At 64.2% G+C, this 14,696-nt stretch carries 11 protein-coding genes; 6 read left to right on the forward strand and 5 right to left on the reverse strand.

Annotated features, from left to right (window positions below; all coding sequences use genetic code 11):
- From VW23_RS00730 to VW23_RS00750, 5 genes are all read right to left on the reverse strand, one after another.
- The coding region (locus VW23_RS00730; RefSeq protein ID WP_141728162.1) for a hypothetical protein at nucleotides 1-314 on the reverse strand (314 nt) is incomplete at its 3' end.
- A gap of 12 nt (nucleotides 315-326) precedes the next feature.
- Nucleotides 327-1,364, reverse strand: a complete 1,038-nt coding sequence (locus tag VW23_RS00735) for an AAA family ATPase (RefSeq protein ID WP_069907690.1) — start codon at nucleotides 1,362-1,364, stop codon at nucleotides 327-329.
- Between the two features lie 10 nt (nucleotides 1,365-1,374).
- Nucleotides 1,375-3,030 carry a trypsin-like serine peptidase gene (locus VW23_RS00740; protein WP_176730294.1) on the reverse strand — a complete coding sequence of 552 codons (1,656 nt, stop codon included), beginning with the start codon at nucleotides 3,028-3,030 and terminating at the stop codon, nucleotides 1,375-1,377.
- Between the two features lie 315 nt (nucleotides 3,031-3,345).
- Nucleotides 3,346-4,311 carry a substrate-binding domain-containing protein gene (locus VW23_RS00745; protein ID WP_069907692.1) on the reverse strand — a complete coding sequence of 322 codons (966 nt, stop codon included), beginning with the start codon at nucleotides 4,309-4,311 and terminating at the stop codon, nucleotides 3,346-3,348.
- Nucleotides 4,308-5,606 carry a trypsin-like serine peptidase gene (locus VW23_RS00750; RefSeq protein ID WP_176730295.1) on the reverse strand — a complete coding sequence of 433 codons (1,299 nt, stop codon included), beginning with the start codon at nucleotides 5,604-5,606 and terminating at the stop codon, nucleotides 4,308-4,310. The genes VW23_RS00745 and VW23_RS00750 overlap by 4 nt, the downstream gene beginning before the upstream one ends.
- Before the next feature lie 438 nt (nucleotides 5,607-6,044).
- Between VW23_RS00750 and VW23_RS29260 the strand changes: the two genes are divergently transcribed.
- From VW23_RS29260 to VW23_RS00780, 6 genes are all read left to right on the forward strand, one after another.
- Nucleotides 6,045-7,703 carry a M12 family metallopeptidase gene (locus VW23_RS29260; protein ID WP_201787992.1) on the forward strand — a complete coding sequence of 553 codons (1,659 nt, stop codon included), beginning with the start codon at nucleotides 6,045-6,047 and terminating at the stop codon, nucleotides 7,701-7,703.
- Nucleotides 7,700-10,279 carry a caspase family protein gene (locus VW23_RS00760; protein WP_069907694.1) on the forward strand — a complete coding sequence of 860 codons (2,580 nt, stop codon included), beginning with the start codon at nucleotides 7,700-7,702 and terminating at the stop codon, nucleotides 10,277-10,279. The genes VW23_RS29260 and VW23_RS00760 overlap by 4 nt, the downstream gene beginning before the upstream one ends.
- A 59-nt stretch (nucleotides 10,280-10,338) precedes the next feature.
- Nucleotides 10,339-10,881, forward strand: coding sequence for a hypothetical protein (locus tag VW23_RS00765; RefSeq protein WP_069907695.1), 543 nt, complete (start codon nucleotides 10,339-10,341; stop codon nucleotides 10,879-10,881).
- 114 nt (nucleotides 10,882-10,995) lie between these two features.
- Nucleotides 10,996-11,964, forward strand: coding sequence for a substrate-binding domain-containing protein (locus VW23_RS00770; protein ID WP_176730296.1), 969 nt, complete (start codon nucleotides 10,996-10,998; stop codon nucleotides 11,962-11,964).
- Nucleotides 11,943-13,175: a S1 family peptidase gene (locus VW23_RS00775; RefSeq protein ID WP_141728163.1), complete on the forward strand. Its 1,233-nt coding sequence runs from the start codon at nucleotides 11,943-11,945 to the stop codon at nucleotides 13,173-13,175. Before VW23_RS00770 ends, VW23_RS00775 begins: the two co-directional genes overlap by 22 nt.
- A 140-nt stretch (nucleotides 13,176-13,315) precedes the next feature.
- Nucleotides 13,316-14,428, forward strand: coding sequence for an effector-associated domain EAD1-containing protein (locus VW23_RS00780; RefSeq protein ID WP_141728164.1), 1,113 nt, complete (start codon nucleotides 13,316-13,318; stop codon nucleotides 14,426-14,428).
- The last annotated feature ends 268 nt before the right edge of the window (nucleotides 14,429-14,696 follow it).

Consider the following 14,696-nt stretch of genomic DNA (forward strand, 5'->3'; position numbering starts at 1 on the left):
ATTTCCGGCTCGAACAGGCCGGGCAGCCCGGCGTCGGCCGCGGCGGCGAGGGCAAGTGCCGAGTCCCGGGTTTCGGCCAGCACCGGGGTCAGGTAGCGGAGCCAGACCTGTTGGCCATCCTCACCGGCGTTGCGCTGCCAACCCCCGGCACTGTTCAGCCCGAGGATGGTGACGATCGTATCGATGCGCTGCTGGGGCGAAACATGCGCCAGGCCCGTGGCGATACCGCTCCGCTGCCGCTCCGCTTCATAGCGGCGGAAGAAGGCGTTGAGCCCCTCCGTTGTCGGCACGAAGCGATAGGTTTCGCCGGCCATCCCTTGCCCCCGCTATTGGCCCTTCAGCCGGGCTTCGATCAGCTGCGACAGCGCCTGCCGGTCGTTCCGCAATTTGGCGAGCGCCGGCACTGTGCGGCGCAGCCGCTCGCCGAGCGGCGGCGGGTCGCCGGCCGGGTAAGCGAGCAGCGCCGCCGCATCGATGAGCTCGGAAATGCCGGGGCGCTTGTCGAGCGGCAGGGCGCGAAAACTACCGAGCAGCGAGGTCAGCAACTGGCGCTCTGGCTCGGGCAGCGAAAATGTCCCGCCGGCCTTGGGCAGCCGCCGGTCGAGGCCGCTGGCGATGATCTTTCCCAGCACGTCATCGCTCGGAAAGGCGATCTCGTGGAAGACGCAACGGCGCAGGAACGCGTCGGGCAGCTGGCGCTCCTCGTTGGAGGTGATGATGATGACGGGCTTGCGGGCGGCCGGGATGCTGCCCGGCGTCTCGGGGGTCTCGCTGCCATCGCGCCCGCTGCCCATCTCCGGCACCGCAAAGCTGAGGTCTTCGATCTCGCGCAAGAGGTCGTTGGGGAAATCGCGCGACGCCTTGTCGATCTCGTCGATGATCACCACCGAACGCTCAGGCTGGCCGGCATGCTGATAGGCGCGACGCCCGCGCAACAGGTGGGCGACCTCGGCTTTGTCGTGCGCATCGAGGATGGCGCGGCCAAGCGCCTGGAACTCGACATAGTCGGCGACGTCGGCGGCCTGCTTGGTCGCGCCAACCGGGGCCTGGGCGTCGCGGAAGCGGCTCAGTGCGTCATAGGTGTAGAACAGGTCGCGCGATTCCGAGTTCGACTTGGTCGAAAAGAAGTGCAGGCGCGGGATGCCCATGCGGCGGGCGACGGCATAGCCCAGTTCGGTCTTGCCGCAGCCCGGCTCCCCCGACACCAGCAGCGGGCGGCCGAGCCCGACAGCGACATCGACCGCCGCGATCAGCTCGTCGGTGAAAACGTAGTTGCGCCCCTTGTCCGGGACGGGCCTGCCATTCTCGACGATCTCGCTGTCGGTCGTGCCGCTGGCGCTGCGCGAAAAGCTTTCGAACCACATAAACTGCCTCCTATGCCGATCCTGTCAGGTTGCGCCTGAGGATCGGCGTCACGCCGCGCTCGGCCTCCAGCATCGGCAGCTTGCCGGTGCTGAACACCGCCTCCACCTCGTCGATGAAAGTGCCCTCGTCACCCTGCCACAAGCCCTGCACCGTGCGGCACCAGCCGCCCAGATCGAAGCTGTCGATATCGCCGAGGTGCAGGCAGACGCCGCCGCCGGGCGGCCGGTTCTCCGGCGTCCACATGCGGACCAGTTGCTTCCGCCGCTCGAGCGTCTTGTCGTTCTGAGGCGCCGTGGCCTGGCGATCGTAGTAGACGATGAAGACCTGCATCCGGTCGGCGCTGGCGATACTGGCGCAGAACTGGGCCAAGCCCGGCACCAGCTGCTTTTCGCGGCCGACGCTGGCGCTGCCGATATCGACGGCGATATCGACCGCGGTGCGATGCTTCGATGCGGCGATGCCCTGGAGGTCGCGGCGCATCAGTTGCAGCGCCCGCTCCGGCGTCTCCTTGGCCGGCGGCCAGGTCAGGCTGACCCGCTGCCACGCCTCGCCCGAGATGCCGACCGCGGCGGCGCGCAGGAACGCCTGCTCTCGCGTCTGCCGGATCTCGATGCCCTCATCCTGTGCCGCCAGCGACAGCCGCACCAGGCGCTCGAGGAAGTTGCGATGGCTGTCGATGTGGCGGCAGGCGAGCACATGGACGATGCCCGGAGGGCCGTTCTGCTTGTCGCGCGCCCAGGCGATGCCATCCTCGTCACTGTCGCGGTCCATCAGGATGGTCGCGGCGCGGATCCGCTTTTCGATCATGTCGCTTTCCTGCGTGGTGCGGTCATTGGGCAGGGTGACGGGCATGAGGCGAGATGGCGCCGGCGGGACGACGCCGATGAGGTCCTGATGCTCGCGCTTGAGGTAAGCGACGATAGCCCGCATCGGCACCGCCTGGTTCCACTTGCCCAGCCTGTTGGCGTCGAGCTTGGGGTCGCCGGCGTGGTGCAGCGCCACGAGGTCGAGGTTGGCATCGTAGCAGGCGGCACCGGACGAGCCGTGAAAGGTCGTCACATCGTGGCGCAGGCGCAGCCCGGCCTCGAGCACCGACAATACCGCACCCTGGGCCGATTTCTGCGGCATCACCACGAGCTTGCTGGTCATCAGGCTCTCGGGCACGGCCGGGTGCTGCCAGATGAAGAGCGGCGCGCCGACCCGCGGCAAAGGCGGCTCGGATGGCAGCGGCAACCAGCCGCGCGAGCTGCGCCGATACGACCCGCGCGCCACCGGCGCCTCGCCGATCGGCTCGGCCAGGTAGATCAGGGCAAAATCCAGCTCATCCGGCTTGAAGCCGATATCGGCGCCGGTCTCATCGGCCGGGCTGAACGGACGCGACGGGCCCTCCCAGCGCTCCGCGAACGGCACCCGCACCCCCTCCAGCGTATCGCCGGTCTCGGGGTCTTCGACGAAATCGAAGCGGCAGCTCGAGACGCGCGCGAGCTGCGGCTGGCGCAGCAGCGGCAGGATGACGTGATAGTTGGTGAGCACGACATTGCGGCTCACCAACAGGCCGGTGCCGCCGCCCTTGTCGCCGATGGAAACGGCGCAGGTCCAACTGGTGCGCTCCTCGACGCGCCGGGCCAGCTCATCGGCCGGCAGCAGCTGCGATAACGGATTCACGCCGACTTCCAAAGCGCCCACAGTCACTCCGCCGCAAAGTAGAGTATCTATAATGGGATACTATTTTCCGCGTGGGGCGCTGTCGAGTGTGTATGGTGACAGCAATCTGGCGTTATACGTAGCGCCGGGGACGCGCGAACTGTTGCTGGACGACGGCAGGAGACGCGGCCAATTTGTTGAATTATTGATCCAAAAGGCGCTCAAGCGCCGGTGGTGACCTGAATTTCCCCTCCCGACTGAAACGGCAGCCGACACCACGGGGGCGCGCCGAGCCGAACATCAAGGCACCCCCCGCGTGTTGCGGGTCGTTCTCAGCTAAGGGGCATTCTCTTTGTTCACCACTAGAGGGTGCAAGATCAGTTCGTTGAACATCGTGCCGGAGGTATCTCCGAAGCGCTGGCTGGCCATCAGCATCATGGACCAATAGCCGAGCTGGGAGGGTTGCTGCACGATTGTCGACGCAAACGAGCCGTCCTTGACCGCGCTGAGCGTCACAGGATCGTCGTCGAAGCCAACGACGGTGATTTGACCGAGCTTGCCGGCGGCCTGCAGTGCCTCGTGGATCTTGGGCGCGTTGTAGGAATAGAACCCAACCATGCAGGTGATGTCGGGGTTGGCGACCAACACATCGTCGACATTGGTACGGGCTCTGGTGAAGTCGACGTCGTCGCTGAGCACGTCAACCAGATCGATGCCCTTGCCGTCGACGGCCTGCTTGAAGCCGTCGATGCGTTGCCGGGCGTTCGTCGCGCTGGAGAAGCCGACAAAGCCCATGCACTTGCCGCCATTGGGCAGCGCCTTGACCATAGCTTCGCCCGCCTGCAGGCCGTCTAAGTTGTCGTCGATGGCAATCCTTGGGAGCTCGGACAGATCGTCGGGGACGGCACTGTCGAGACTGATCACCGTCAAGCCCGCACCACGTGCCTTATCTATGGCCGGCTTCAACGCCTCAAGGTCGGCGGACTGGACAGCAAAGCCGAAAGCTTGAGCAGTAATCAGGTCGTCGATGGCTTGCGCCTGCACCGCTGCGTTGCCTGCTGCCGGCTTGAGTTGCAGTTTGTGTTCGTCAGCGAACTCAGTCGCGCCTGCGATCAGCGCCGCCGCATAGGCACTGGCATTTTCGTTGAGGATCAGCCCGATCGTGCTGCCTTCGTTCGGCATGCCAGCGGGCTTGGGACATTCCGAAAGGATAGGCTTCGGACACGGTTTGTCATCGGCCAGTGCGGGGGTGCAGACCAGCAGAAGCAGGCCGACAAACCAGGCTATTCCCCTGATGCTCATCTCGAACTCCTGTCGAAATCACCGGCGCGGCCGATGACATCTGGTTGAATAAATCTGACGAAACTCAATTCGTTCTTGTCGCCGATGGCGAACAGCTCGCGCACCGAGTCGGTGGCGATTTCGTAAGTGTCGCGCACGATGCCGACGTCAAACTCGTGCGTGATTTCCACGAGGAGCTTGCGGTCGGGCATCTGTCGGACGAAGTCGACGAAGCCGGCCCAGCTCATGAAATCGCGTTCGGACTGCGGGCGATACATGGTTTCCCGCACCAGTGAATCCTGGTGCGAAATCGGGGTGGGAATGACCGCGGCCACATGACCGAGCCACCCGTCGCCGAAATCAGCGAGGTCGACGAACCAGCCCCAGTGGAAGGCCGAGCCGTGCGGCAGTTGGGGCAGGCGCAGGCTGGAACGCTTCAGCGTGATCCGCTGGTTCGCGGGTCGCGAAGCGGAAACGGCGAGGGGCAGCAGGCTCACCATCAAGGCGTCCTTGGTCCAGTTGGTCGCACCGGGATCGGCGCGGCCACGAAAGTCGATGCGGTTGGGCAGCGCGATGGTCAGTGGCCACTCCTGGCTGACATAGACCGGCAGCGAGACGGCTTTGGCGACCAGGTCCGCGACGATTGCCTTGGCTGGTATGGCGGAATTGTAGGTCGGCTCCTTCGCCGGATCGCCGGCGTGATGGACGGCGATCAATGTCCAGTGTTCATCGAAACAGGGCGAACCGGACGAGCCGGGAAAAGAGCGTGTCCGATGCCGCAGGCGGGCGCCGCTCGGGGTCATCGAGACGATCGACTGGCTGCTTCGCTCCTCACGCAGCGGCGCGCCGACCGGGTGCCCCAGCAGTGTCAGCGCTCCGCCGTTCCTGGGCTCGACATCGGGAGGCGGCATGTTGATCCAGCCGCGGAGCCGAGGCGCGTTGGCCGAGCCGCCAACCTGATCGTAAGCAGCATCGGCGGAAATCCGCACCAGGGCGTAATCGAGGTGAGAGAGGCCAGGATCGAGCAGGGGGTCCGACTTGTAGTCGAGTTCGCTCGCCGGCGATTGCGCCAGGCGCCAGCCTTTGTCGGCCAGATAGTATTCGCGCGAGATGTTGATGCGCTGGTTGTCGTCAACCTGAAAGTCGAACCTGAAGACCGCTTGGGTCGGATCGTCGATCTGGTCAATCACATGTTGGTTGGTCATCACCAGGTCCGGTCCGACCAGGAAGCCGGTCCCGAGGCTGGTGCCCCGCGGCGCCTCGATGCGACAGACGCGGGGGGCCATGGTTGCCCAGGTTCGCGACGGATCGGTCACCGAGTCGTCGCCGGCAACGGTTTTTTGAAGCGCCATGTCTGACCTCGCAACCCACGCAACTGGACGACCCGACCAAGCATCGTGAAGGCTTGCTATTGTTTGCTCTACGGTTCTCGTAAAATCAATATGCAGAAAGATCGGCGAAAGTCGTCGTTCAGAACTGGCGACGGCGAGCTAACCCATTGCGTCGCATAGTACATGCGACAGCAGGATGTTGAGTTCTTGCGCGGTTGGATGTGTAGTTGAGATGATCCGAATACTGTGCAATGCTGCCGGGCGGCAATGACGTATGCGATGCATGACCGTTGGTGGAATGCAAACATCGGCGGCAGGCCGTAGGTCGTGACTTCGATAGAGATCTAGCGCGACGCGGGGTGGCGCGCCGCGCCGCTACGTCGCGATGCAGCCGAAAAGTGACCACGAACACAGAGGACGGCCATGCCCAAAAAGGCGAAGTACGACGACGATCCCGCCTCCCCTCGGGCCGACTTGGAGGTCAGTGAGACTGCCGGGCTCGAACTGGCGAGTATGCTCACCAACCTCGGCGCCCCCGCGGCGATCGAGGCGCCGGCCGATGCGATGGCGATGGCGGCGAGCGTGCCGAGCGTCAATTTCGACGTGGCCCGCGCGCTCGGCTTCCTCAAGGCCTGCATGACCTCGTCGCCTCGCGTCAGCTATGGCCTGGGCAAGAAGGTGCCGTTCCATGGCGCCAAACCGGGCAAGGACTTCACCCAGGTCGACTGCAGCGGCTTCGTGCGCGAGGCGATCCGGCTTGCAACCACCCCGAAGGTCAATTTCCCGGATGGCTCGGTGGTGCAGCACGACTGGATTCGCGACCACGGCTTCACCAAGTCGACGATCGCGGCGGCGGGCCAGCACGACGACTTCGTGCGCATCGCCTTCCTCAGGCCGCAGGATTCACCGAGCAAGATCGGCCATGTGGCGCTGGTCTGGCGCGGCAAGACCATGGAGTCGCATGGCGGCACCGGGCCCAATGGGCGCGATTGGACAGGGCAGGGCTGGCAGGCCAAGGCCTTTGTCTACGTGCTGGCCGAGGAGGGCGCGTTCGACTGGCAGAGCGATCTCGAGCCGATGATGGAGGCCGCGGCCGCCGGCGAAGCCATGTTCACCGTGCGCCAGGGCCACCGCTATCGCGCGACGGTGCGGCTCGAGGGGCTCGAGCAACTGGTCGGCAACCACCAGGTTGCTGCGAAGCTCTCCGAGCTCGGCTTCGTCGATGTCGTGGTGAGCGGCAGCGGCAGCAAGCGCCAGGCCGAGGCCACCTGGAGCGGCCCGGACACCACGGCCGAGGTCGACAAGCACCTGGCCGATATCGAGGAACTACCCGAGGACGAACCCCCACAGTTAATGGAGATGATGATGCCCGCCGAAGAGGTGAACGAGGAGCACTTCTGCGTCTGCATGGTGCCCGAGACGGTCAAGCCCGAGGACAAGTCGGCGCTCAGCTTCCACCGTGCCGCAGTGCTGCGCGGGGCCAAGTGGGAACTGGGTGCCAAGATCACCGTCAGCTTCCTCGGTGGCTCCAAGAAGCTGCAGAAACGCGTGATGGACGTGGCCAACGAGTGGACCAAGATCGCCAATATCAACTTCGAGCTGCGCAACGAGGGGCCGACCGATATCCGCATCGCGTTCGAACCGGGCAAGGGGTCGTGGTCGTACCTGGGCACGCAGTGCCGGAGCATCGATAAGTCGCGGCCGACGATGAACTACGGCTGGCTCACCGATGCGTCCAAGGACGACGAGGTGCGCCGCGTCGTGCTGCATGAGTTCGGCCACGCCATCGGACTGATCCACGAGCACCAGAACCCCCAGGGCGGCATCAAGTGGAACAAGCCGGCGGTGAAGAAGGACCTCAGCGGGCCGCCGAACAACTGGGACGACGCCAAGATCCAGAACAACATGTTCAAGTTTTACCCCAAGACAGATGTCATCGCGAGCGACGTCGATCCCAAGTCGATCATGATGTACCCAATCCCCAAGGCCTGGACCTTGGACGGTACTTCGGCGGGGCTGAATTCGGTCCTTTCGCCTACCGACAAGAGCTTGATCCGTAACGTCTATCCGGGCCGGTTGTGAACGAGCACTACGCCATCGTCATCGGGCTATCGAACTACCCCAGGTTCACCGACCCGCCCGCCGATCTGCGCGGGCCGGTGAACGATGCCGAGGCGGTGCGCGATTGGCTGCTGACCAAGGGCGGGATCGACGCCAAGAACATGTGGTTTGCCGCGTCTTCGGCGCAGCAGCCGAAGGCAGCACGGCCAACGCGTGACCAGCTCGACAAAGCCATGGTCTGGCTCGACGCGCGGGGGCTCAAAAATGCGAACAAGGGCAACGGGCGCAAGGTTGGCCGCCGGCTCTACATCTACATTGCCGGGCACGGCTTCTCGCCGGTGATGCGGCAGGGGTGCCTGTTGGCCGGCAATGCCAGCCCCACCCAGGTCAACGCCAATATCGGGGTGAGCAACTGGCTGGAGTGGCTGCAGGACGCCAACTATTTCCGTGAATACGTGCTGTTGATGGATTGCTGCATGAACCGGGTGCTGGTGGCAACGCCGATGCCGGCGCCGGTGGTGCCATATGTCGACAGCGAACCGCCCTTTGCGACCTTCGTCGCCCTCGCCGCGCAGCGGCCACTGAAGGCAGTCGAAGTGGCGATCCCCTCCGATAAGGGCAAGTTCCATGGCGTGTTCACCTGGGCCTTTCTGAAGGGGCTCGAGGGGGCGGCGGCAAACCGCTATGGCATCGTCAATGGTCACAGCATGGCGAACTGGCTGCGCAACGCCGTCTACCCCTGGCTGACGCCCGCCGATCGGGCGGATACCGATGTGTCCAAGCAACCCGAGATCGTGGCCGAGGATGCAGCTCTGGTGTTTGCCACTGGCGTCGCCCCGCTGCAGTTCAAGGTGACGTTGAAGTTTCCAACTGACGCCGTCGACAAGCCGGTTCGGCTCTGGTCGGGGACGCCGCCCCGCGCGGAGGCATTCCAGGCAAAGGCCCGGATAGTGCGCAAGCTGCCGGCGGGTCTGTATGTAGTCGAGGTCCCCGATTCCGGCTATCGGCAGGGTTTTGAGATCGTGCGCGACGAAACCGTGGTGGTGGCGGAGCAGGGCCCGAAAGTCATCGAGGCCGCCGCCGCCGACATGTTCGACTTCGAGATCGGCGTCAAGAACGCCGAAATCTCGATCGTCGCCGCCGATTTCGAGACTTTGATGGCCAATGCTGGCACCCTCAGCGCCAGGTTGCCAGCCGGCATCTACAAGAGCGTGGTCCGGGTCGGACGCGACCTCGTGCCCCAGGTCGTGCTGCTCGATCGCCACACCCGGCAGAATCCCAAGGCGGATGGCCCTGCCACCAATATCCTGATCGGCGCCGCGATGCAGGTCGAGGTGGCGACGCCGCAGCTCGCCACGGCGGTGCCGTTCCGCAACGCCGCGAATTCGCACGAGTACCAATCCGACGCTGCGCAGGCGGCAGTGCACGACAAGGGCAGCAAGCGCTACCACAAGGTGTTCGGCAGCGGTGCCGAGCTGATGATCATGGCGCGCAACTGGTCGGCCAGCGGCAACTCGGCAACGAGTGAACCCTGGAAAGGGGTGAGGCTGGTCGATAAGGACGGTGTGACGATCGTCGACCTCTCGACCACCGGCCAGCATTCGACCAACGGCGACCCGTTCGCGCTGTGCCGCCTGAGCGTTGCGCCCGGTACCTACTATTTGCGCCACCCATTCGATGGGCACACGCTGGAGCAGGCCCTGGTCGTCACCGCCGGCTGGCGGCTCGAGGCTTACCTGCTGCGGCGCAAGGAGCAGGACAGCCGTCCACGCGTGTCGCTGCTGCTGCGAAAGATCGGGCAGCAATGGGGGCTGGGCGAGGACGAGACGATCGAGAAAGCCCGCGTTGCGCTGGCCGACGAGCGGCCGCTGCTCGACAGCGAAGTGCAGCATCTGCTGACCGGCAAGTTCGACAATCCGCTGGCGGGCATCCTGGGCGTCCACCTGTTGCTGCTGGGGCGCGAAACCGGTACGGCGGGCGCCGACTTCGAGGTGCTCAACAAGGTGATCAAGCGGCTCAGGCGGCTGGTCGGCGAGGATCATCCGGATGTCGAGGCGTTATCGCTGGCTTGTCCCGACCCGGCGTTGCGCCGAACGAGGCCTGTGCTCGTGCCGCCGCTGTTCGAGCGCAGCTGGCGCCTGCTGGTCGAGGCCAGCTACACCAATTCGCAGCTCGTGCCGGTAGAGCTGTGGAAGCGCCAGGTGGCGCAGGCCCCGGTGCCGCCGTTCCTGGTGTGGTCGGTGGGTGACAAGGTACGCAAGACATACGAGACTGCGCTGGTCGAAGCAGCCTTCGGCAAGGTGCACAAGCGCTCCGCCAAGCCGGAGCAGGCTGCAATCCCCCCCGCGCCGGTCGACGAGATGGAGATGGCGCTGGAGGCCACGCCCAGCGTTGTTCCCGGCCGACGCCAGACAGTGCCAACAAGCATCCCCAGAGCTGGGACCGGTGGCGCGCTGGAGGCCGCGATGGCCATGCCGGAGGTCGGCGCAGAGGCGGCCGGAGGAGCGCCGCCCGTCGCTGAGCTGAGCCGTGATCGCGGGCGCATGCTGCAACTGCCGCAGTCGGCGATCGCCGCGCTACGAAGCGTCGGGCGCTAGCGGCGGGAGGGAAGTGGTGACAGTGCGCACCCAGAGGATTGCAGTATTGAACAGGCGTGATGCCTGATCCGGCGGGCTGGACCGTAACACCCAACTTTCCGCAGCTCGTGTTCGGCACGCTGGTGGTTTCGTTCCAGCGGTTCGTTCTGCCCGCTGCCGGGCTGCCAGAGGGCGACCCGCCACAGAGCCTCGGCGCGCTTCCGGTTGCAATGGTCGAGCGGCGATTTGTGCTGCCGGTCGATGCCGATGAGGCCTTCTGGATCGGACTCTGGGATGAGGCGGGAATGGCGTTGCGGTTGCGCCTCACGCCGGTCCCGGGCGATGGTTACGGCGTAAAGGAGCAGTTCCTCCTGCCGCACGCGCTCACAATACCGGGATGGCGGCGCGAGGGCGAAGCAGGCCTCTTGCCCTTCACCCGCACGGGCCCCGCGGCCTCGGTGTCGCTGGCCAGACTGCTGCTGATCGCGGAGGTGGGCCACTACGCGCCGGCAGGCGCAACCGTCGAACTGGTCGACTACCCGACTTATGCCACGCTGTCGGGCCAACCGGCCCCCGACAAGCTGGACCCGGAGGCCGGCTACAAGGGCTATCTGCTGCCGTGATGGCAGGAAATACTGTGGATCGCAAAAAATCTGCAGTGCGACGGGCTGTTCGCAAAAGTAAATCGGTAGTAAACAACGTCGTGGTGTAAAAAGGGGGTGGCTATGTGGGGGCGTTTGTTCAGAATCGCTGCGTTGATCGTGCTGTCGATCATCGCTGTCCCGACGCGGGCGCAAGAGCCATCGAAGATCTTCTGGAGTCTGCCGAACAATGCAGATTCGTACTTCCAGACCATGATTGGCGCGGCAAACGCCAATGCTGAACAAAGCGGCTACGAGCTTCTGGAAGGCAATGCGAGAGACAATGCCGGCATGCAGGCCTCGGAAATTGAAACGGCGATAAATAACGGCGTCAAGGCGATCGTCATTGCTCCGATCGACGCAAACAGCCTGAGCGGGGTCCTGCAGAGCGCACGAGAGAAAGGCATGCTGATCGTAGATGTCGGTACTGGGGACCCACTTCCCCAAGCCGATGTGTCGATCAAGGCGGATTGGTCGGCTGGAGCGGCCAAACTGGGCACCTGGTTGAAGGCGGCCAACGGCCAAGGCAACCAGATTGCAATTGCATCCGATGCGGAGCCGTTCAAGGGGGTTGTCGCCTCGGCCCTTGGCGTAGACCAGAATACGCTGTGCGACGGCCGGCAAGTCGAGCCTGGCGACGGCCCGCTTTTCGACCTTGAGTTCGGCGATTGCACGAACGCCAAATCCGTCATCATTGCCAATCCGATTGTGCCCGAGTTCAAGGGCGGCAGGGACCTGACAATCGCCTCGATGGGCACCGGATGCGATGGCGTGTTCGACGTGAGGGATGGGCTGTTCGGTGCGACGTTGCTGGCCCCCGGCGCCGACAAGGTCTCGACCATAGCGATGGGCGCGGTGGCGGAGTTCCTGAACGGCGATATGACTGCCGGACAAGCTGCCCCCGAAGTCATCGACCCCGGCCTGATCGTCGTCAGCGATTTTGCCGTCGACGGCCTGGATGTGGTGAAGCCTGACGAAATATTTCGGCGCAACCAGTGCTTTATCGAAATCCGGTCCGCCTGTTGCTCAGGTCGGAATACCGGTTGCTGTCCACGGCGAAAGTAGTGGCCGTGTCCTTCTGGCAAGGCATCGAGAGCGAACTGCAAGCCGCCACGGTGCCGGTGCTGCGGCTACCGAGCCAGGACATCGTCGGCACCGCCATTGCCGTGTCGCCAGACGGGGTCTTCGTGACTGCGGGCCATGCGTTCGTGATCGGACACGAGGAGGGGGACAGCTACGTCATTCGAACGGCAGATGGGCAGTTGTGCGAGATCATGCTGAAACAGCATGACTACGACGAAGCGAGCGGCACGGACTATGCCATCTTCACTGTCGCCGGTTCGGCTCGGTGTGCCTATACGGCCGTGGCCTTTCCCCAGAGGGTCAGGGGAGCACTGGAACTGCGCGGCTATGGCCAGATGATGGTCGACCAAAGTTCGGCAAAGGGCACTTTTACGGGCGGGCTGGATGTCGGCGGGACAGCCGGTAACCGGCTGTTCCAGTACCAATCGCAGGAGGCAGGGGACCTGGGCTTCAGCGGCAGCGGTGTGTACTCCGCCCAACAGGGAGCTGTCGTCGCCATCCAGACGTCGGCAGTGCAAGCCACAGCCGGCCCGCACCAGCAAACGGTGCTGAGCTATCCCTTGTGGCACATCAGGCGGGTGCTGCGGTCAAAGGTGGGATGGTGGACGCAGGTGTCATGGTTCGCGAGCGCTGCCTTACGTGCAATCGCCTATCGCCCGGGGCGCTTCCTCGGATTTGCAGCCTTGTTCGCGCTGTTGGCGAGCGCGGGGTATTTCGGGATCCGGCTTTCGATCACCTACCAGCAGCTGTTGCGGTTCTCGGACGCAGTCTATGTGGCCGCCGATGTGAGGGAGACTGATTTCGGGACCACTGATGCCGGGCTCCAATACACCGAGGGCATCAATGCCGGCTCAATCGACCATGACACGGCACTGGTGCCGCTCATCGAGGATAACGACCTGAAGACCACGATCCTGACCATCGACAAATACTACGAGGAGATGGGCGACTGCGTGAACGGGGGCCGCTGCCTCTCCGGCATGACCTGCGGGCCGATGTACAAGCAGATGTGGGACTTCCACCACATGTACTATCCGGCGTTGGACAAATACTACAGCGATCTCGACCAGGTGGGCGAGCGGCCGTTGAGCACTTACCTGGCTTCTGCCTGTGACGCACAGCGCGCCGAAATCTGTGCCTCTGTGGGTAATCTCGGCGCCTTCTGCCCGCTGCCTGTCGAGAGCAGCAAGTGAGGCAGCCGACGCTCCGAACGATGAATCAGGTGCCAGGCCTCACCGGTGCAAGGCAAACGGCAGACTTCGTGCTTCACGGGCGAGTTGCTCCAGTCCGATAATGATGTTCATTGTCGCGGGGCAGGGCGTCGGAAGGGCAAATGGCACAGTGGAGCAGCCGGGAGGTTGAGCGTTTGCGCCGCGTGCTTGCCGAGCTCTATCCCGAGCGCCGGGCGGCGATGACACTGGTTGAAGATGCGGGCCTCACAGCGGCGGACATCGATTTCGATGGCAGTTCGCTTACGATGTGGGCCAGTATCCTGCGCCACGCCAGGCCGCGCGATACCATCGACGCGGTGCTCGAGCGGGCCCTCGCCGACAATCCCGACAACCAGGAGCTGCTCAAGGCGCAGCGGCATGAGCCATCGTCGCCCTTGCCGACCGGTCGCGCCGGCGGCATCGCCCTGGGCGGCGTCGCAGTGGCGCTGGTGGTCGTCGTCGTGCTTGGTTACTCGATCTGGACCAGCATGCGGATTTCCGCCCTCGAGGGAAAGGTGACCCAGCAGGAGTCCGAACTGCTCGAGACGAAGGTGAACCTGGCAAAGGCGCCATTTGCGCCGGCTAGGTTGCCGGTGCTGGACGAAGCCAAGGTCCCCGGCAATTTGCCTTCGGTCCAGGAGACGAGGCAGCTCTTGTCGCAAGATGCCATCGATCTGATGGTGGCGTTTGAGATCGGTTCGGCCAAGGGGCAGGATCTGCCGGCGCACCTGTTCCGTGGGAGCATCAACATCGGCATCGGTTACGATCTTGGCTTCGTTACCGCCGAGCAGTTCACGAGGGACTGGGGGGCGCGTCTGCCTGCCGAGATGCTTGTTCGCCTAAGTCCCTGGGTTGGACGAAGAGATGTGCCCGATGGCTACAATCTAGAGGGGATCACTATTCCCTGGCAGGATGCGCTCGACGTGTTCCTGGGATCTTCGGTTCGCCCGTTTGTTGCCGGCGTGCTGGCGCTGCCACGCGCCGACGAGCTGCCGGCCGATTCATTCGGCGCCCTGGTTTCGCTCGCCTACAACATGGGAATGGGGGGCCTTACCTCCCAGGGCGCGCGCATCCGCGATTTGCTCGCCAGCGGCGAGTTCGCGGCCATTCCCGCGCAGATCATTGCCATGAAGCGGCTTGGGCCAAAGTTCCCTGGACTGCAGCGCCGTCGCGATGCCGAAGCGCTATTGTTTCAACTCGGCCTGGATAAGCAGCAGCTGCAAGGAACTTTGTAGTTTGGCTGGCCTTGATTGGCCGCCGCTGCACTTGGCCAGCACCACCCGCGCCGGCATCGACAGGCCCTGCTGCTGGCGGGAACAGCATCATGATTGACGACGACGCCAACCATCAGCTGCTCGTTGTAGACCGTACAATTGATCGTAGGTAATTTACTCGGTGGCTGGCCTTTTTTCATTTGTTGCCACCGCGCAGAAGGCGTGAGAGGGTAGCTTAAGTCAGTGCCGGCAGGGGACTAGACTGGGTGACTGTTGAAAGCGCCGCGGG

Origin of the sequence: Devosia insulae DS-56 (genome assembly GCF_000970465.2) — a bacterium.
In the GTDB taxonomy this organism is placed as follows: domain Bacteria; phylum Pseudomonadota; class Alphaproteobacteria; order Rhizobiales; family Devosiaceae; genus Devosia_A; species Devosia_A insulae.